The organism is Hymenobacter koreensis (assembly GCF_039541855.1).
Taxonomy (GTDB): Bacteria; Bacteroidota; Bacteroidia; order Cytophagales; family Hymenobacteraceae; genus Solirubrum; species Solirubrum koreensis.
The window spans coordinates 243,141-262,342 of sequence record NZ_BAABHA010000001.1 but is presented as its reverse complement, the minus strand read 5'-3'; the positions used below and the strand labels follow the sequence as shown (position 1 = coordinate 262,342).

Annotated in this window: 18 protein-coding genes; 12 read left to right on the top strand and 6 right to left on the bottom strand. The window is 61.5% G+C overall.

Features of this window, described 5'->3' with window-relative positions:
- Positions 1-15: 15 nt before the first annotated feature.
- Both ABD903_RS01150 and ABD903_RS01145 read right to left on the bottom strand, forming a co-directional pair.
- The gene (locus ABD903_RS01150; protein ID WP_345220603.1) at positions 16-873 is read right to left on the bottom strand and encodes a hypothetical protein; all 858 of its coding nucleotides are present in this window, start codon (positions 871-873) and stop codon (positions 16-18) included.
- An 83-nt stretch (positions 874-956) separates the two neighbouring features.
- On the bottom strand, positions 957-1,766 hold the full coding sequence (locus ABD903_RS01145) for a TrmH family RNA methyltransferase (RefSeq protein WP_345220602.1): 810 nt from the start codon (positions 1,764-1,766) through the stop codon (positions 957-959).
- Between the two features lie 127 nt (positions 1,767-1,893).
- On the opposite strand from ABD903_RS01145, the gene ABD903_RS01140 reads away from it, so the two are divergent.
- The 7 genes from ABD903_RS01140 (at position 1,894) to ABD903_RS01110 (ending at position 7,663) form a co-directional block, all read left to right on the top strand.
- The gene (locus ABD903_RS01140; protein WP_345220600.1) at positions 1,894-3,420 is read left to right on the top strand and encodes a sensor histidine kinase; all 1,527 of its coding nucleotides are present in this window, start codon (positions 1,894-1,896) and stop codon (positions 3,418-3,420) included.
- A gap of 78 nt (positions 3,421-3,498) precedes the next feature.
- On the top strand, positions 3,499-3,909 hold the full coding sequence (locus tag ABD903_RS01135; RefSeq protein WP_345220598.1) for a response regulator: 411 nt from the start codon (positions 3,499-3,501) through the stop codon (positions 3,907-3,909).
- Positions 3,910-4,266: 357 nt separating this feature from the next.
- Positions 4,267-5,124 carry a hypothetical protein gene (locus ABD903_RS01130; protein WP_345220597.1) on the top strand — a complete coding sequence of 286 codons (858 nt, stop codon included), beginning with the start codon at positions 4,267-4,269 and terminating at the stop codon, positions 5,122-5,124.
- A 108-nt stretch (positions 5,125-5,232) separates the two neighbouring features.
- A complete protein-coding gene (locus tag ABD903_RS01125; protein WP_345220595.1) occupies positions 5,233-6,012 on the top strand; it encodes an endonuclease III domain-containing protein in 780 nt (259 codons plus the stop codon).
- Between the two features lie 28 nt (positions 6,013-6,040).
- Positions 6,041-6,241 (top strand): hypothetical protein, encoded by a 201-nt coding sequence (locus ABD903_RS01120; protein ID WP_345220593.1) that lies wholly within the window; start codon positions 6,041-6,043, stop codon positions 6,239-6,241.
- Positions 6,242-6,511, top strand: coding sequence for a DUF167 domain-containing protein (locus ABD903_RS01115; protein WP_345220591.1), 270 nt, complete (start codon positions 6,242-6,244; stop codon positions 6,509-6,511).
- 72 nt (positions 6,512-6,583) lie between these two features.
- Positions 6,584-7,663 carry an alkane 1-monooxygenase gene (locus ABD903_RS01110; protein WP_345220589.1) on the top strand — a complete coding sequence of 360 codons (1,080 nt, stop codon included), beginning with the start codon at positions 6,584-6,586 and terminating at the stop codon, positions 7,661-7,663.
- Between the two features lie 193 nt (positions 7,664-7,856).
- Here the strand turns inward: ABD903_RS01110 and ABD903_RS01105 are convergent, their stop codons facing one another.
- Positions 7,857-9,233, bottom strand: a complete 1,377-nt coding sequence (locus tag ABD903_RS01105) for an ammonium transporter (RefSeq protein ID WP_345220588.1) — start codon at positions 9,231-9,233, stop codon at positions 7,857-7,859.
- Positions 9,234-9,495: 262 nt separating this feature from the next.
- Between ABD903_RS01105 and ABD903_RS01100 the strand changes: the two genes are divergently transcribed.
- The 5 genes from ABD903_RS01100 (at position 9,496) to ABD903_RS01080 (ending at position 15,685) form a co-directional block, all read left to right on the top strand.
- On the top strand, positions 9,496-10,875 hold the full coding sequence (locus ABD903_RS01100; protein WP_345220586.1) for an ATP-binding protein: 1,380 nt from the start codon (positions 9,496-9,498) through the stop codon (positions 10,873-10,875).
- Positions 10,876-10,888: 13 nt separating this feature from the next.
- Entirely contained in the window at positions 10,889-11,962 is a 1,074-nt protein-coding gene (locus tag ABD903_RS01095) for a tetratricopeptide repeat protein (protein ID WP_345220584.1), read from the top strand.
- A gap of 86 nt (positions 11,963-12,048) precedes the next feature.
- The gene (locus ABD903_RS01090) at positions 12,049-13,119 is read left to right on the top strand and encodes a tetratricopeptide repeat protein (RefSeq protein WP_345220582.1); all 1,071 of its coding nucleotides are present in this window, start codon (positions 12,049-12,051) and stop codon (positions 13,117-13,119) included.
- A gap of 52 nt (positions 13,120-13,171) precedes the next feature.
- Entirely contained in the window at positions 13,172-14,443 is a 1,272-nt protein-coding gene (locus tag ABD903_RS01085; RefSeq protein WP_345220580.1) for a tetratricopeptide repeat protein, read from the top strand.
- Positions 14,444-14,482: 39 nt separating this feature from the next.
- Entirely contained in the window at positions 14,483-15,685 is a 1,203-nt protein-coding gene (locus tag ABD903_RS01080) for a tetratricopeptide repeat protein (protein WP_345220578.1), read from the top strand.
- An 82-nt stretch (positions 15,686-15,767) separates the two neighbouring features.
- Here the strand turns inward: ABD903_RS01080 and ABD903_RS01075 are convergent, their stop codons facing one another.
- The 3 genes from ABD903_RS01075 to ABD903_RS01065 all read right to left on the bottom strand — a co-directional run bounded on the left by ABD903_RS01075 (position 15,768) and on the right by ABD903_RS01065 (position 19,077).
- Entirely contained in the window at positions 15,768-16,637 is an 870-nt protein-coding gene (locus tag ABD903_RS01075; RefSeq protein WP_345220576.1) for a M28 family peptidase, read from the bottom strand.
- A 253-nt stretch (positions 16,638-16,890) separates the two neighbouring features.
- Positions 16,891-18,084: a threonine synthase gene (locus ABD903_RS01070; protein WP_345220574.1), complete on the bottom strand. Its 1,194-nt coding sequence runs from the start codon at positions 18,082-18,084 to the stop codon at positions 16,891-16,893.
- 84 nt (positions 18,085-18,168) lie between these two features.
- A complete protein-coding gene (locus ABD903_RS01065) occupies positions 18,169-19,077 on the bottom strand; it encodes a LysR family transcriptional regulator (RefSeq protein WP_345220572.1) in 909 nt (302 codons plus the stop codon).
- Between the last annotated feature and the right edge of the window lie 125 nt (positions 19,078-19,202).

Sequence of the window (19,202 nt, the reverse complement as noted above, 5' to 3'; positions counted from 1 at the left end):
GCACACGCAGCGGGGTTACGGGCGCAGCTGCACCTGCCAGCGGTTATCGGTGGCACGGCCCCAGCGCACGGTATCGAGCAGCGCGGCCGGGGGCACGTACACCCCGTTTACGATTTGCCGCTGGGCACTACGGGTTTCAAAATAATACTGATCGATAACGAGGCCCGGGCCCATAGCCGGCCGGCGGCGGGTTGGCACCCCTCCCACAACCACAACAACCGAGGTGGTATCGGGGCTATGCAGGCGGGCCAGTACACGGGCATCGGGGGAGAGCGTGTAGGCAGTACGTTCGGGGCGGTACTTCCAGCTCAGCCGCCGCGGCAAGGCAGGCAACAGCACGGGCTGGGTGCGCATTGCCTGCCAATCGATAAAGACGCCCGTGGAATCCGAGGAAACCAGGTAGGCATAACGGTTATCCGGCAGGGTTACCAGGTTACGCGCTCGGGCCGGATACCGCAACGGGCCCAGCGGGAGCAGCACCGGCCCGTCGGCCGTTAGCCGAAGCAGGTACAGCGTGGTACCGCCGGGGCAGCGGCTTTCCACGAGCCAGCGGGGATCGGGCCCACTGATGGGCCGCGGATGAAACCATTCGGCGTGTTTGGAGCCCATGTCGCAGGGCGTAGCAGGCCGCAGCTCCCGGCCCTGGTACACAATTTCGGTCCCGATGGTGTCGTAGCTGCGGAAAAAGAAGTGCAGAAAGCTCGTTTTATCAATGGTGTACCGAAACACCAGCGGCTTTTGGTGGCGGTCTTCGGTGGTGAACTTAAACGAGCCGCAAGCGCCCAGCACCTGCACCACCACAAAGCCCGCCAGCAACAGCCGCGGCCACAGCCACCGCCCCGAAAAGCGAACAAAAAAGGAATTCGGCTGCATTGAGGCGCGAGTGGTAGCGAAACAGGTACCGGAAAAATGGGTATTTCCGACCAATAATAAGCCCAACCAGCCCCGCAGAACCGCTACCGTTCTTCCTCGCGCTGCCGAACGGCTTCGAAGGCCAGTACTGCGGTGGCGGTGCTCACGTTCAGCGAGTCGATGTAGCCGCGCATGGGAATGATGATGGTTTCGTCGCAGGCGGCAATGAGCTCGGGCGTGAGGCCGTCGGCTTCGGTGCCCATGAGCAGGGCGGTGGGGCCGCGAAAATCGTAATCGGTGTAGGCTTTGGCGGCGGGCGTAAGGGCGGCGGCGTAGGTTCGGATGCCGTGCTGCTTGCACCACGCCAGTAACTCGGGGCGGGAAGTGGCAATAACGGGCACGGTAAACACGCAGCCGATGCTGGCCCGAATGGCGTTGGGGTTGTAGAGGTCGGTGCGCGGGTCGCACACAATCACGGCGTCGGCCTGGGCGGCGTCGGCGGTACGGAGCACGGCGCCCAGGTTGCCGGGCTTCTCCACGGCTTCCAGCACCAGCAAAAGCGGGTTGGTGGGCAGCTGCAGATCGGCCAGGCGGCGCTGCGGCGGGCGCACCAGGGCCAGCACGCCATCGGAGCCTTCGCGGTACGCCACCTTTTCGAACACGGCCTTCGATACGTCGAACCACTCGGTGCTGGCTTCCAGCACGTGGCGTAGCTCCCGCTGCTGGGTTTCGGGCAGCAGTTCGGGGCACACGAACACGGCCGGCACCACCACGCCGGCGCCGCGCGCAATGGTCAGCTCGCGCAGGCCTTCTACAATGGTGAGGCCCTGCTCACGGCGCTCGGAAGCTTTCTGCTGCAGGCGAAGCAGGTTTTTAATGCGTGGGTTCTGGGGGCTGCTGATGGCGTCGGGCATGGCGGAAACGGGCGAAAGCGGCGCGAAGATACGCCTTGGCGCGGGCGGGCGTGGCGGGCAGGCCACGCCGGCTGCGTATCTTGTTGGGCTTTTGCGGCCGTGGTTGCCGCAGTCGTTTTTCCACGTCATGCGCCTGCATACCAAAACTAAACTTTACATCGGCTTCGGCATTGCAGCGGGCGTGCTGCTACTCACGGCAGTAGCGTCGTTCGTTAGCATCCGGCAGCTGGCCAACCGCACCACGTGGGTTGAGCATTCGTACCAGGTTATTCAGGAGCTGAAGGATCTGGAACTGAGCATTAAAGACGCCCGCACCGGCGTACGCGGCTACCTCATTACCACCGATACGGTGTACCTGGGCAACTACGTGCGCGCCGCCAGGACGGTGGCGCCGCATTTGGAGGAAGTTGACCGCCTCAGCCAGGACAACGCCGTGCAGCAGATGCGCCTGGATACCATCGGTGCGGCTATCGAATCGGAAATGCGCCTGCTGGCCGAGCTGGGCCGCCCCCAGGCCGGTCTGTCGCAATCGGCCATTCAAACCGGCCTCGACACCGACCGGCAGACCATGCGCGCCATTGAGCGGCTGCTGGCCCGCACCCGGGCCCGAGAGCTGGAGCTGCTGGCGGAGCGCAGCGCCGAGCAGGAAATATACCAGTCGCTCACGCCGGCCATAATCCTGCTCTCGGCGGGGTTGGCCATTGTTATTACGCTGTGGCTGTTTGCCAAGGCCGGCAGCGAAATCAGCGCTAACGAACGGCTGCAGGCCGAGCTGGCCCTTACCAACGAAGCCGTGGCCCAGCGCATCGAGATTATCGAGAACCTGGCCGAGAAAGTGGTGCACGGTGACTACACCGTGAAAATTCGCGACAAGGAGAAGGACAACCTGGGTAACCTGGCCAATTCCCTGAACCGGATGACGCAAACCCTCGACGACACTTTTGGGGCCCTGCAAAAGCGCAACCGCGAGCTGGACCAGTTTGCGTACGTGGCCTCGCACGACCTGAAAGCCCCGCTGCGGGGCGTTACCACGGTGGTGAAGTGGATTGAGGACGAGTTGAACCAGGAACTCTCGCCCAAAATGCAGGAGTACCTGGGCCTGATGAAAGGCCGCCTCAGCCGCCTCGAAGACTTGATTAACGGCCTGCTGGCTTATGCCCGCGTGGGTCGCACCCAGCAAAAGCTGGAGGAAGTAAACGTAGACCACCTCGTGCACGACGTGGTGGACATGGTGGTGCCGCCCCAGTTTGAGTTGCGCATTACCGACCCGCTGCCGACCCTGCTTACCGACCGCCTCAGCCTGCAGCAGGTCTTTACCAACCTGCTCTCGAACGCCGTGAAATACCACCACCGCGGCGCGGGCACGCTCACCATTGGCTGCCGGGAGCTGAAAAAGGAGTACGAGTTTCGGGTGCAGGACGACGGCCCCGGCATTGCGCCCGAATACCACGAAAAGATCTTCCTGATGTTTCAGACCCTGCGCGACCGGCACACGGCCGAAAGCACCGGCATCGGGCTCAGCATTGTCAAGAAAATCATTGACGAGCAGCGCGGTAACATCCGGGTGGAATCGGCGCCGGGCGCGGGGGCCACGTTCGTGTTTACCTGGCCGCGGGTGCCCGCCGGCGTACCGGCCAGCATAACCGCAGGATAATACCGAAAGGCGCGGAATTGGCGCCGGGGTGTTGTATTTTTGCAGGCCGTATTTTTTTCGAGGCCTTAGTTACGTTGTATGCGTTCTGTTCTGCTGGTAGAAGACGATTTTTTCGACACGATGACCGTGCAGAAGTCGTTTGAGAAATTCAACATTCCCCACAAGCTGCACACGGCTTTTAACGGACTGGAGGCGCTGGATTTACTGCTGGGCACCAACGGCACCGAGGCCATCCGGCCCCTGCCCGAGGTTATTCTGCTCGACCTGAACATGCCCAAAATGAACGGGCACGAGTTTCTGGCCGAGCTGCGCACCCACGAGGAGCTGCGCGACATTCCGGTGTTTGTGACCACCACATCTGAAATGGACGAGGACCAGATCAGCACCCGCGAGCTAGGCGTGCAGGGCTACATCGTGAAGCCCATCGACTTCGAAAACACCCGCGACCTGGTGGATAGCATGAGCTTGCTGGAAACGCTGCTCAAGTAAACCGCCGCCCCGCACCGTTTGCTCTAATGCCGGCCGGCAGCCTTGGGGCTGCCGGCTTTTTTGTGTGGCGCATACGGCCACCGTGCAGCCGGCTAACGATACCGGCTGTCGAGGAATTACCGTACACTTGCCGGCGCGGTTTCAGGAACACGAAACCCGGGCGGTACATCGGCAAATGCACCACCACGGAACGAGTGTAGGGCTTTGCACCGTTACAGACCCGACAGCGGTATGGCCGGTTTTTTGTTCGTACTTGCCTCCGGCTTATTAACGTTGTTTTTCAGCCCGGCAATTCGGCTGTTCCGCCGTGCTGCTTTTCTTCCGCTCTTTCTTTCCACTGCTCACGCTACTCTGTTCATGAACGTTCGTTCATTGCTTCTGGCCACGGCACTGCTGAGCGCGCCGCTTGCCGCCACCAGGGCGCAAGATGCGCCCCGCCAGCTTAACACGCCCCCTGTGGCTCCTCCGCCCGATACCACCGCTCCGCAACGGGCCGTTCAACCCGCGCCAGCCGTGGCCCCGCCCGCTTCGCGCTACCGCATCGGCCTGAAATCGGGCGAAGTGTATGCGGCCGACGATGTGGAAGTGCGCCAGCCGGTGCTCGGCCGCTCGTATCTGCTGCTTAACGGCCAGCAGCGCTTCGAGCTCGACCAGATCAAGTTTTACCAGGACGAGACCGGCCACTACGTGCGTACCCGTTTGCCCGGCTCACGCCGCGAAGCTACGCTGCGCCGCGACCGGCTTGGCCGCATCAGTACGTATTCCATAACCACGCAGCAGTTTCAGCCGGGCGCTTTCGGTGGGCCCTTTGGCTACGGACGCTACCCTTACGGCGGTTTTGGCGGGTTCCCGTACGGCGGAGGCTACCCCTACGGCGGCTACCGCACCGTGCGCCAGGAGTACTTCAGCAAAGATGGTGGGCCCATTGAGGAAATGAACTTTCGCAGCCTGAGCGTGGCCTTGTCGGACAACCCAGGCAGCGCCGAAACGCTGCGCGACGTGGCCCGGCTGCGCCGCTACAGCACGGCCGGCTACGTGGTGGGCGGCGGCCTGATGGCGGCCGGCCTGCTCAGCACGTTTAGCGGGCAAACGCAATCGGTTTCGCCGCTGCTGTTTATTTCGGTACCGGTGCTGTTGGTGCCGTCCATTCTCAGCGGCTCCCAACACCGCAAGCTGAAGCAGGCCGTGGCTTTGTACAACCGCACTGCCGAGTAAAGTCCCGAGCTTGGCTCTGTTATGACCCCGCCCGAACAAGTTTGGGTGGGGTTTTTCGTGCCCGAAAGCCACAACCAGCTGCGGTCCGCGGCCGTTGGAACGAAGGCTATGCCCAAACTACCCACCGCTGCGCTACCAGTCTCTCCTTCTGCACCACCCGATCGTCAGGCGCTGGCGCTGCTGGCTCACGAGCGTCTGTGTGCGTTGTACGGGGCACCATTTCGGTTTTTCAGTACCAAGCCGCCACTTAGTGAGCTGATGAGCGCGCTGCTTTCGCACCGTACCCGCAACGCCGAGTCGCACCGGGCGTTTCAGCAGCTCACGACCCAATTTCCTACCTGGGAGCAAGTGCGCGATGCACCCACGGAAGCAGTCCAGGCCGCCATCAGCCCCTGCACCTGGCCCGAGCAAAAAGCTCCGCGCCTGCAGGCCATTCTGCGTGAGCTAACGGTTCGGCTGGGAGGCCACCTCGACCTGCCACGGTTTACGCAATTGCTCACCGAGCTGCCGGTGCCAGAGGCCCGCGCGTGGCTGGAAACACTGCCCGGCGTGGGGCCCAAAACCAGCGCTGCCACCCTGCTGTTCAGTACGCTGCGCCGCCCGGCCATGCCCGTCGACAGCCACCACCACCGCGTAGCTCAACGGCTCGGGCTCATTGGTCCGAAGGTGGGCACCGAAGCTTCGCACGCTTTGCTGGAAGCGCTGCTGCCGCCCGGCTGGGATGCTCAGCAGGTGTACGACCACCACGAGGCGCTCATGTTTCATGGGCAGAAGTGCTGCTACTTTAACTCGCCGGCCTGCGGCCGTTGCGTGCTGCTGGAGGTATGCCCCACCGGCCAGCTACGTTTGGGAGCTGCTCCCGCCACCGAACCAGCTACTATTGCGTAATTACACAGGTTCCTTCCCTTACTCAGCCATGAAACCAACTTACGGCGTACCTGCCATTCTCTCGGCCATTCTGCCCGGCCTGGGCCAGCTCATAAAGGGTCAAATTTTGAAAGCCATTTTCATCTGGGTTGTTAGCGGCATAGTGGGCTTTCTGCTGTGGTGGACCATCATTATTCCGTTTCTGGTGTGGGCCTGGAATATTTACGATGCCTACAACTCGCCAGCCTAAGTGGTTACCCTGCACCTGCGGGCCAAACCCAATGCCCGCGCCAACGCCCTGCAGGTAGCACCCGACGGCACCGTGACCGTACGCCTGAAAGCCCCCGCCCACGACGGCAAAGCCAACGCCTGCCTGCTGGCATATTTGGCCGAGCTGTTTGGAGTAAGCAAATCCAGCGTGGAGCTACTGAGTGGCCACACGGCCCCTTTTAAGAAAGTGCACCTGGCCTCGGTAGATGAAACTGCTTTGCAAACGGTGCTGCAACGTTACCGGGAATAAGCCAGCCGATTGGGAACAGTTGCAAAACGCTTGGTCAGCTGCTACCTTATTACTTTGTAACCGCCTGCTGCCATGCCTATTCGTGAGCTGCGCTACCTACTGGCCTACCTGGTGCCGCTGAGCATGGCGGCCGGGCTGGCATGGCGCGGGCCGTGGAGCTGGCTGACGCCGGCCTTCGTATTTGGGCTGGTTCCGGTGCTCGAAGAAGTGTTACTGCCGCGCCCGCGACCCGAGCCTCAGGTACCGGCCGTAACGCACAGCTCGGCGCGCCTCAACCGCTTTTTCGACGCGCTGCTGTACCTGAACGTGCCGCTGCTCTACGGTCTGCTGGGCTGGTACCTGATTACCGTAGCCCGCGTTCCGTTAACCACCCACGAACTGGTGGGGCTAACCCTCGCGCAGGGCATTTGCTGCGGCGCCATGGGCATTAATGTGGCCCACGAGCTGGGGCACCGCCCGGGCCGCCTGCCGCAGGTACTGGCCCAGTTGCTGTTGCTCGCCAGCCTGTACCTACACTTTTTCATCGAGCACAACCGCGGGCACCACCGGCACGTGGCCACCCCGCACGACCCGGCCACGGCCCGCCGCGGCGAAGCGCTTTACGCGTTTATTCTGCGCTCCATGGGCGGCGGCTGGTGGTCGGCGTGGCAGTTGGAAGCAGCGCGGCTGCGCAAGCTGGGGCACGTGCAATGGCACCCCTGGCACAACCAGATGCTGCGGTTTCAGCTGCTGCAAGTACTGGCTTTGCTGACCGTGGGCGCGCTGCTGGGAATCAAAGCCGCCCTAGCCTATTTGGCCGTGGGAATACTGGGCGGTACGCTCCTGGAAATCATCAACTACGTGGAGCACTACGGTTTGCTGCGCCGCGAGGTGCGGCCCGGCGTGTACGAACGTGTGCAGCCCCACCACTCCTGGAACGCCGAGCAGCCGCTGGGCCGGGTGCTGCTCTACGAACTCACCCGCCACTCCGACCACCATTACCTGGCCTCACGGCCGTTCCAGCAGCTGCGCTACCAACCCAGCGGCCCGCAAATGCCCGCCGGCTACCCCGCCATGATGCTACTGGCCACGCTGCCGCCGCTCTGGTTTCGGGTAATGCACGCGCGGCTGACGCAAGCCCAGCAGGCAGCCGCGCAACTGGCGTCCGATTAGCCGGCCCAAGGGCAGAAGCACTTTTCAGTAGACTGCCCCACGGCGCGGCCGCAGCTAACACCCGCGCACTCCAATACATAAAAAAGCCGTCGGTTTCCCCTCCGACGGCTTTTATCTCCCCTCACGTCTCCTCCCCTACTTTCGCCGGGGTGGCGGGCGCCTGTCCATTGCAGGGCCCGGCCGGCGAAAAGCGTTAGGCGCGGCGTACCAGCGCCTGCCGGTACGTGCGCTCAAATTCTTCGTCCACGTGGTAGGTGGATTCTTCGTGCTGGCTGAGGTCGAGGCCGAGGTCTTCGTCGGCGGGCTTCACGCGCAGGGCGAAGAAACGGTCGGTGAGCTTCAGCAGCACCCACGACCCGGCAAACGAGTAGCTCACCACAATCAGCAGGCCAAGCACGTGGTAACCGAACACGGTGGCGTCGCCGTGAATAAGGCCTACTTTATCGGCAAACACGCCGGTAAGCAGCATGCCCACAATGCCGCCCAGGCCGTGGCAGGGAAACACGTCCAAAGTGTCGTCGATGCTGGTGCGCGAGTTTTGCCAGTGCACGGCCGCCTGGCTGATGAGCGCCGCCACCACCCCAAACAGCAGGCTTTGCCCGTAGCTGACGTAGCCGGCGGCGGGCGTAATAGCTACTAACCCCACTACGGCCCCAATGCAGGCGCCCACAGCCGTGGGCTTGCCGCCGCGGGCCACTTCCACCAGCAGCCACGCAAACAGCGCCGCGGCCGAAGCCAGATTCGTGTTAACAAAAGCGTTTACGGCCAGCTCGTTTGCTCCCAAAGCCGAGCCGGCGTTGAATCCAAACCAACCGAACCACAGCAAGCCGGTGCCCAGCACCACATAGGGCACGTTGGGCGTGGAGAAAGTAGTGGCCCGCACGTGGTCGGTGCGGCGGCCGAGCACCATGGCTCCGGCCAGGGCCGCAATACCCGCCGAAATATGCACCACGGTACCGCCCGCGAAATCGAGCACGCCCCATTTCCGCAAAAAGCCCTCGGGGTGCCAGGTCCAGTGCGCCAGCGGGCAGTAAATGAACAGGCAAAACAGCACCATGAACGCCAGATAGCCTTTAAAGCGTACCCGCTCGGCAAACGAGCCGGTAATGAGGGCTGGGGTGATGATGGCAAACTTGAGCTGAAAGGCGAAATACAGAATGAAGGGAATGGTGGGCGAGAGTTCCGGATGCGGTGCCGTGCCTACGCCGCGCAGCAGCGCATACGTGAACGGCGACCCAATGAGCCCGTGCCAGGAGTCGCCGTAGGCCAGGGAAAAGCCCACGAAGTAAAACACCAGCGTGATAACGCCCAGGGCCACAAAGCTCTGCAGCATGGTACTGATGACGTTTTTGGGCCGCACCATACCGCCGTAGAAAAACGAGAGGCCGGGCGTCATAATCAGCACCAAAGCCGTGGCCGTAAGCATCCAGCCAACGTCGGCATAGTTCAGGCTGCCGGGCCCTGCAACCGGGTGCGTAGCCGGGTAAACCGCCGCTACCATAACCCCTAGCAGGAGGAAACCTAGCGTAACACGCGCCACCGACAGACGAGGCAAAGCAGAATCATTCATTTTACGTTTTACCCCTTGTTTTCGAAGGCCAATCTAAACATCAGCGCTATTTATTCAAATGTTACCCCTTAAAAAATATATCCTATTCACTCATTTTTTACCTTGTTAAAGAATAAATCCCCTAAATTTTTAACCCATATCAAATCTTGAAGCAGATAAGTTGTCCCGCCTGCCTATTAGGTTGGTGGGCGGATAAACTCGAATTTTAGGTTTTACTCATCAAGGCCTCACTTCTGCTGCTGCCTTGCTCACTTATTCTGTGATGTCTACGTTTTCCAGTCAGCCCGATTTACAGCCTCTGCTCGATGCCTTGGCCTTTTCGCCCGACAACCTTCCCTTGCGCCGCCACGTGGCCACTCAGCTTCGCCAGGCTGGCCGGCTAACCGAAGCCGAGGAGCACTACCGCGCCGGTATGCGGCAGGCGCCGCAGGATACCGAGCTGCAGCTGGGGTTGGCCGAAACGTACGCGGCGCTCGGCAAATCGTCGGCGGCGCTGGTGGTGGTGGAGGAGTTGCTGAGTAACCACGCCGAGCTGGCCCCGGCGCAGCTGCTGTACGCCCGGCTGCTGGCCCGCGCTGGCGGCAACTCCGAAGAAGCTCGCCACGCCTACCAGCAGGCCTTGGTGCTAGACAACTCCCTGCGCGACCCGGAGCTTGATGCCCAACTTGGCTTGCACACCGCCGCCATTCCCGCCGGGGGCGGCGCCCCTGTGCCCGGCAGCGGCGCAGGCGTTACCCCAGCTGGCCTCGACGAGCGGACCTTGTTCGCAGGCCTCGAAAAGCCCAAAATTACCTTCGCCGAGGTGGGCGGTATGGAGGCCGTGAAAGAGGAAATCCGGCTGAAAATCATTCACCCGCTGCAGTACGCCGACCTTTACAAGGCCTACGGCAAGGCGGCCGGCGGCGGCTTGCTGCTGTACGGCCCGCCTGGCTGCGGCAAAACCCACCTGGCCCGCGCCACCGCCGGCGAGGTGCAGGCCTCGTTTATTCACGTGGGCATCAGCGACATTTTGGACATGTTCCTGGGCCAAAGCGAAAAGAAGCTGCACGAGCTGTTCGAATTAGCCCGCCTGCAGGCACCGTGCGTGCTGTTTTTCGACGAAGTGGACGCCCTGGCCGCCAACCGCCACGACTTGCGCCAGAGCGCCGGCCGCACCCTCATCAACCAGTTTCTGGAAGAGCTGGACGGCGCCCGCAGCTCTAACGACGGCGTGCTGATTCTGGCCGCCACTAACGCGCCCTGGCACCTCGACCCCGCCTTCCGCCGCCCCGGCCGCTTCGACCGCATTGTGCTAGTAACCCCGCCCGACGAGCCCGCCCGCGCCGCCATTCTGGAGGTAATGCTGCAGGGCAAGCCCGTGCAAGACAACCTGAACACGGCCGCCGTGGCCGCGCAAACCGCCGGCTTTTCGGGTGCCGACTTGAAGGCCGTGGTGGACACCGCCGTGGAAACCCGCCTGCGCGAGTCTATGCGCGCCGGCCGCCCGTTGCCGGTGCAGCAATCCGACCTCACGGCGGCTGCCAAGCAGGTGCGCCCCAGTACCAAGGAATGGTTTGCCACTGCTAAAAACTACGCCCTATACTCCAACGAAGGCGGCACGTACGATGATATCTTAACTTACATGGGCATTCGAAAGCCCTGACGCCACCGCCCGCATGACAACCGATGAAGGCACCACCCTATGGCAGGAGCGCGCCAAGCTGTTGCTGCGTTTGCACCGGCCCGCCGATGCCGCGCAGCTGGCCGCTCGGCAGCTTACCCTCGATGCGCACGATGTAACGGCGTACATCACGCTGGCCCAGGCGCTGCTCGCGCAAAGCCAGTTAGTTGAGGCAGCCGAAGCCGCCTCGGCGGCGGCAGCGATTGATCCGGAAGAGCCCGCCGCTTATTATTTGCTGGCCGTAGCGCTGCAATATCAGAATCGGTATAAGGCAGCCGAAGCGCCGCTGGCAACTGCGTTGCGCCTGAACCCCTACGAGCCCGATTACCACGGCCGGCGCAGCGTAAACTTGTACTTTCAGAAACGCCTACGCCCAGCCCTGGAAGCCGCCAACGCGGGCCTGGCCATCAACCCACACCACTCCGACTGCCTGCTGTGGCGCGCCATGACCAGCGAAGCCCTGCACCGCCCCGAGGCAGCCGACCGCGCATTCGAAACCCTGCTGCGGCTGGCACCAACCAACGCGGGTGTGCACGCCAATCGGGGCATTATGCTGTTCCACCGCAACGAGCCTGAGGCGGCCCGGTACCATTTCCTGGAGGCGTTGCGCTTCGATCCTAACCAACGATTGGCGCTGGACTACCTGCCATCCGTGCTGGAAGAACGGCCTCTACCGCTACCAATCCCAGCGTCACCGCCCCTCATTAACGCTGCTACGTGGTGGGGTTGGCTGGCGTGGTTAATTACGGTAGCCATGTCGGGCGAAGTATTATCGCGGCCGGCACTGCAAAGCGAAGCCAGCTTTGCCGTTCACGTTCTGGTTCAGCTGGGTGCGGTTTTGATGGTTCTTCTTAGCTCGCATAGGCGCATGCAAGCACGCTGGTGGCCTACAGCTCTTTGGGTAATTCCTGCCGCAGGCGTAGCGGCGGCCGCTTGGTTAGCCTACCGGAACGGCAATGGGTATTCAGCCTTGTTGTGGGTGCGCATGAACGGATTGGTCCCTCTGATTAATTTAACACTTGCATTCAATACGCTTCAGAAGAAGCAGCGCCAAGAGGCCAGCCACTGAGCATAGTGCCGCTGCTGAAGCCATATCCTTAGCCATGTCCGCCCGGCAAGCAAGCCCATATTCGGTTTGAGTTATTCTTTTCTTCCATGCCCGCTGAGCCCGACCTCTCGCGCCTGCAAGCCCTGTTTCAAACGAACAGGCCCGACGTTGCCGAGCAAGCCGTCCGGCAGGTTTTGCAGCAGCTCCCCCAAGATGCCCGTTTGTATGCTCTGCTAGCACTGGCGCTTCACCGCCAGCAGCAATACGCTCCGGCTTCTGAGGCGGTCCGCACCAGCTTGGCTTTGGCGCCTCATTACGGTTACGGGCACTATATACAAGCCGTTATACTGCTGGCGCAAGGCCAAGCGCAAGCAGCCGTTACGAGCATCAACGAGTCGTTGCGGCTCACGCCGATGGCTGCGCACGCCCTCAGCCTGCGGGCTTTGATTCACTACGAGCTAAAGCAATACGCGGCTGGCCTGGCCGATGCGCGGGCTGCTCTGGCTATTGACCCGCTAAACGGTGAAGCCTTGCGCTGGTGCGTGGCCTGCCTGAGGCGCTTAAATCGGTTTGCCGAAGCCAAAGAAGCCGCTCAGCAGTGGCTGCAAATAGAGCCCAACAATGCCGAGGCGCAGTTGGCGGTAGGTCACGCTGCCTTGCATTTTCACGAGCCTACCGAAGCCGAGCGGCACTTGGTGGAAGCCGTGCGCCTGAATCCAACGGACCAGGTAGCCCGTCAGCAACTTTCGCGGGCGTACCAGAACCGCTACCTCGGCCTGCGCTTGTACCGCGCTTACGACGCCCATTACAACCAAATCAACACCCGGGTTCAGCGCGGTCAGGTATGGTGGTTCGGCCTTTTGCTGCTTGAAGTCATTCTGGTAGGCATGCTTTCGCCGTTGATATTGCTTTGGATTGGTGTCGATTACTTGCGCTGGCGCTTGAGCCCAACGGTGCGCCGCTTGCGCCAGCTCGATGCCGTGGCCGCCCGGCAGCGACGCCGGAGCTGGGCCCTCGGATTAGCCTTTTCTGCCGTTTTGCTGAGTCTCGTTGGTGCGGCTGTTTGGGTATGCTCGCACTTCGGTTGGTCGCTCAGCTGGCTGGGCCCCGGGCTGGTAGCCGGACTCACGCCGCTTTTCTACGGGCTCAACGAGGAACGGCAACAACTACGCCCTTGAGCTGCCTGGCAATACCGGGTTAGCACATTAATTTAAGTGCCTCATTTTGTTTATGGCCGCTGCTACTACCGACCGCGTTTCCCTCCTGCTGCAGCAAAAGCGCCCCGATCTGGCCGAGCAGGAAGCGCGCCGCCTGCTGCGCGAGGCCCCCAACGACGCCTGGACGCATACGCTGCTGGCACTGGCGTTGCTGCAGCAGCACTTACCCGCCGAGGCTAAGACCTCGGCAGAAGTTGCTTTGGCCCTGGACCCGCTTCAGGCTCAGGCCCACTATTGCCTGGGCATGAGTTTACTGGCGCAGCAGCAGTCCAAGTTGGCGCGGCAAGCGCTGCGGTCGGCGCTGGCGCTTATCCCCTTCGAGCCGGCTTACCACGCCGCCCTGGGCTGGACGTATTTTGGTGAGGCCCGGTGGCATTTGGCCCTGGCATCTGCTGAAGCAGGATTAAGTTTGGATCCAACCCATCCGGATTGTCTTAACCTACGCCTGCGAGCTTCGAGCTGGGTGAATCAGTCCGCTGAGGGCTTCGCCGATATACAACGAGCGGCCCTGCGTGCTGCCCCCAACAGTGAGCTTACTCATACCAACCTGGGTTACACTTATCTTGAATCCGGCAACTTCCGCCAGGCCCGGCACCACTTGCAGGAGGCTTTGCGCCTCAACCCAACCTGTTCCATGTCCTTCCGGGGCTTGCGTAAAGCTCATTTAGGACGTTTTTGGCTTTACCGAGCAGCCGCTTGGCTAAGCCGGCTAATTACGCCGGGTCTAATTCGAATGGTTAACCAGCCTGTGCTGTGGGGCATTGTGAGCCGGCTGATTTACCTGAGCCTGTGGGCTCTAACGGGCTGGTTGGTTTACCGCTTTGCCGCTCAGGATGCCCTGGAGAGTGTAGGCACTGCAAGCGCCATTTTGATAGGTGTAGCCTTGCTGTTCCCGTTGATGCGCCTGTGGATGCTGACGCTACTGCGCCTGGACCCGAAGGCCCGGCTTCTGCTGACGCCCACCGAAACCGTTTTCAGCAATGTGCTCTTGGGCGTCACGGTTGTGGTTATAGTCCTGACGGGAGCAGCATTGCTGCCTACCAATGGCTTTACCGCGCTGCCTCTGATGCTTTTCGGATTGACCGTTCCCGTGGGCGGCTCCCGCCTGCTGCCAGCCGGCAGCTACCACCGAGCGTCGCGGTGGGTGGCTATTGCATTTGCCGCCCTGGGTTTGTATGCCATGTACTGCGCTGCCGTCAACCAGTCATCGATTTGGGAAACCGTTTATGGCTATCTGCTTTGCCTGTACCTTCTGGTTTTCACCATGGGAGATTGGCCCGAATAACTCTTCACTTTTGATCATACCCTTATCTTTCCACTGCTTATGTCTGCTGCTACTACCGACCGCGTTTCCCTCCTGCTCCAGCAAAAGCGTCCCGATTTAGCTGAGCAGGAAGCGCGCCGCCTGCTTCAACACGACCCCGAGGACGCCTATACCCACGGCCTGCTGGCCATGAGTCTGCTGGAGCTGAAACGTCCGGTAGAAGCCCAAGAGGCGGCTCAAATGGCCGTGGCCTTGGAGCCGGCATACGATTTTGGCTTCTACCTGCTGAGCCTGGCTCACGTGCAGCAGCACCGGCCGCAGCAAGCCATGGCAGCCATTGAAGAAGCCCTGAGCATCGACCCCGAAGACGCCAACTACCACCACTTGCTAGGGCAGTTGCGCTTCCAGCAGAACCACCTGCGCGCCGCCCTGCAAGCCGCCGAAACCGGGCTGGCCTCCGACCCTACCCACGTGGATTGCCTGGGTTTGCGGGCCCGCTGCCTCGCCCGCCTCGGTCGCCGCGATGAAGCCTCCGCCGATTTTGCCGAAGCCTTGCGCTACGGTCCCACCGACACCGGTACCCACGCCGATTTGGGCTGGGTAGCCCTGGAACGGGGCCGCGCCAAGGAAGCCGCGCAACACTTCCGCGAGGCCCTACGCCTGAACCCCACATCGGAGTACGCCCGCGAAGGGTTGGTGGCGTCGCTTAAAGCACGTTTCTGGCTTTATAACGGCTTCTTCCGGTTCATGACCTGGACCCAAACCCTGAGCAACGGCACGCGCACGGCACTGTTTATCGGCATGTTTGTACTGGCCCGCCTGGTGCCGGCGCTGCTGCCGCTGTACCTGGCCTTCGTGGGCATGAGTTGGTTTGCCGAGCCGCTATTCAACACGCTGCTGCGCTTTAGCCGCGACGGCCGCCTGGCCTTAAGCGCTGAAGACACCCAGCACTCCAACATCTTCACGGCCTTAGTAATAAGCGGCGTTACGGCGCTTTCGGTGCATGCGTGGGCGTGGGCCTATGAGCCGCTGGAAATGATGGGCATGGTGCTGTTGGGCTTATTGTTCCCGGTAGCCGGAACCTACCGGCAAGTAGTTCCGCACTTGCGGCGGCGTTCCATGTGGTTTGGCGTGGCGCTGGCGGTAGTGGGCTTGCTGGCGGTTGCACTCATGGCGTTGGGCAGCGGTTGGCACCACACATTCATCATGATATTTCTGTTCGGCACCTTAGCCTACATCTGGGGCTTTGCGCTACAGTCGTAAGTCGGCCGCTTTCTTCATTCAAAACTGCCCCGCGGCTTCGAAACCAATGGTTCGAGGCGGCGGGGCGGGTTTGGTTTGATGCCTATTCAGAAGCCAGTGCTACCACGGCCGCGAAGGCACCCTTTACCACCTCGGTCATACGCGGAAAATCCAGCGTCTCGATGGTGTCGGAGGTTTCGTGGTAGTTGGGGTTGCGCAGGAACGAGGTATCATCGATCATGACGGCGTTGTAGCCGTAGCGCCAGTAGTTACGGTGGTCGGAAAGGCCAGCGAGCGGCGCGTTGGCGGGCAGGTTAATGCGCTGCACATCAATGCTGGAATTCTGCTGCATGAGCTGCTGCACTTGCTGGGTGAAGGCCTCTTGCCCGTCGCGGCCTACCACGATGATGAAGTTGCCGGTGTTCGGGTAGAGTTTGGCCAGCCGCTCGTCGGGGAAGTTCTGGGAGTTGGGCGCGTCACTGAAATACCCGATCATTTCGTAGCAGAGCATGGCGCGCACTTTCACACCGGCCTCGTGCAGGGATTTGGCGTGCACAGCGCTGCCCATGTACTCGCCAGCGAAGTAGGGCGGCTCCTCGTTGGGGTAGCCCACTAAATCGATGCGGTAACGGAGCGGCGGCCGTTGCTCGTGTAGCAGGCGGGCCGTTTCCAGCATACCGGCCACGGCGGAGGCGTTATCGTCGGCGCCGGGCTGCTCGCCGCACACGTCGTAGTGGGCGCCCACCACAATGCGCTCGGCGTCGGGCGGCCCGAACGAGGCAATGATGTTGCGGTATTGACGGCCGTCAGCGGTGAAGGTCTGCTCTTCTACCTGGCAATCGAGCTTTTCGAATTCGGTTTTGATGTAATCGGCGGCGCGGTTTAGGGAACCAAGGTTGCGGTAGGTGCGCGCCGGCTGCAGCGAGGTCAGGTATTCAACGTCGGCATAGAGGCGCTTCTGGTTGGCGGGCATAGTGGACAGGGATTGAGGAGCAGGAGAAGCGGCGGAAGGTGTATACGGCAAACGGCCGCTGCGTTTAGCAACGCACCACCCCAGCAGCCCCAGCGCGGCCGCTACCACGAACAGCATTAGCCCCGAACGTATGGAGAGCATGGCGTTAAGAATTTGCATCAACTAACGTGCGGCTTATCCCCATACGCAGCACAAAAAAACGCGGCGGCCTCCACTAAGGAAGCCGCCGCGTTTGGCCATTCTAGTGGCTGAATTAATACCGGCCTTCCACGTTGGCCATGTACTTCTGGCCCGAGCCAGTGTTGAGCAGCAGCATGTGCTCGTTTTCGCGCAGCCAGCCGGTTTTCAGCAGTTGGCGAGCAGCCATCCAGATGGCACCGCCTTCGGGAGCTACGAACAGTCCTTCCAGGCGGCTTAGCTCGCGCATGCCTTCCACCATTTCATCGTCGGTAATGCTAACGGCAGTACCATTCGATTCTTCCAGCACCTTTAGCATGAGGGCCTCGCCCAAGGGGCGCGGCACGGCCAAGCCGTTAGCAATGGTGGGGCGGCCGTTGTAATTCTGGCTATTGGGCTGTCGGCCGGCCAGGGTTTCTATGAGCGGACAGCAGTTGGCGGCCTGCACGGCCACCATGCGCGGCAGCTTCACGTCGGGTGCCAGCCAGCCCATTTCCTGCATTTCGCGGAAGGCTTTCCAGATGCCGATGAGGCCGGTGCCGCCGCCGGCGGGGTACAGAATTACGTCGGGCAGCTGCCAATTCATCTGCTCGGCAATTTCGTAGCCCATGGTTTTTTTGCCCTCGATGCGGTACGGCTCTTTCAGCGTCGACACGTCGAGCCACTGGCCATTGGCATTCAGCTGGCGCACGTGAGCGGCGCAGTCGTTAATCAGTCCATCAATGAGGTGCACGTCGGCGCCGTACCAGTAGCATTCTTCCTTAAAGGCCTGGGGCGTGTGGCGCGGCATTACCACGGTGGCGGCCATGCCGGCTTTGGCGCAGTACGCGGCCATGGCCACGCCGGCGTTGCCGGCGGTGGGAATAATGCAGCCTTCCACGCCCAGCTCTTTGGCCTTGGAAATGGCCATGCTCAGCCCGCGGGCTTTAAACGAGCCGGTGGGGTTCTGGCCTTCGTCTTTGAGCGTGACGGTAGCCAGACCGTGGCGGGCTGCCAAGCGGTTAAGCGTAAGCAAAGGCGTCATGCCCTCGCCCAGGCTCACCATGTGGTCGTTGTCGAGCAGCGGCAACTGCTCCTGATAACGCCACATGGTGGCCGGCCTTCCGTGCAGCACGTCTTTGCTCAGCGACTGGTCCAGCATGTAGCGGGCCAGCAACGGGACAGCGCAGCACGCCGAAACGGTTTGCAGGGAAAAGACCGAATGCGGCGCTCCGCAGCGGGAACATTCCAGCTCACGAATGCGACTTGAGGTTGCGACGTCGATAACCATAGACTTGCCAGGGAAGGTGCGAGGGGAAAACGCAGGCAAGTAGGGCTTGGGTTATGCCTTAAACAAATGGTATTTCGGCATACCCTATTCCTTGGCGGAATAGTGACGCTTGGTGAACTGAATAAAATCCCGGAACGGCTCTTGGTTTTCGGTGCCCCGGCGCTGAATAAACTCGAAGTGACGAGTGAGCTGCAAGCCTTGGATAACCACCTCCACCAACTCTCCCGAGGCTAACTCCTTCACCACCGCCTGGCGGGGCAAAAACGCCAGCACGCCGGGGTCCACGCGCACGAAGTTCTTCAGGGCCTCGGTACCGCCGAGGCGCACTTTCACCTGCAGGTCGCCGAGGCGAATGTGCTGGGCCTGCAGGGCCTGCTCCAGCACCGCGAGAGTTCCAGAACCGGCTTCGCGCAACGCCAAGGGCACGTCGTAAAGGTTTTTGACTTCCAGCTCGGTACGGTGCAGCGGATTTTCGGCGGCGCACACGGCCACCACGTCGTCGGTGAGCAGGGGCGTGTAGGTTACGTTGCTCACGCGGTGGATGCCCTCAATCACGCCCAGGTCGATTTCGTGGTCGAGCAGGGCTTTCAGGATGTTCTCGCTGTTGCGGTTTTTGAGCGTGAGTTGAATGTGCGGATTGTGGCCTAGGTACGCCGACAGCACCGGCGGCAGCACGTACAGCGAAATGGTGGTGCTGGCCCCCATGGTCATGCGAATCTGGGGCGAAAAGTTGGTGCTCAGGCGCGCCATTTCCTGCTGCAGCTCGGTTTGCAGCTGTTCGGCTTGCAGCAGCTTCTGATACAGCAGCCGCCCGGCCGGCGTAAGGGCCACGGAGTTGCCCAGCCGCTCAAAAAGGCCGGTTTTGTAGTGCTCCTCTAGCGCCTTTACCTGCTTGCTAACTGCCGATTGACTGATGAACAAGCTCTGCCCAGCTTTGGTGAAACTGAGGCGCCGCGCTACTTCCAGAAAAACCTCGTGTTGGTGGGAAAGCATGGCGGCAAGGTACGAGGAAGCCACAGGCCATGGACAGAAGGCCCCGCCGTGCTTCGGCAGCAATACCGGCAACCAGACACGATCTGACCGGGCCGAGGATTTGAATGGGCTAAATCAATTACAAT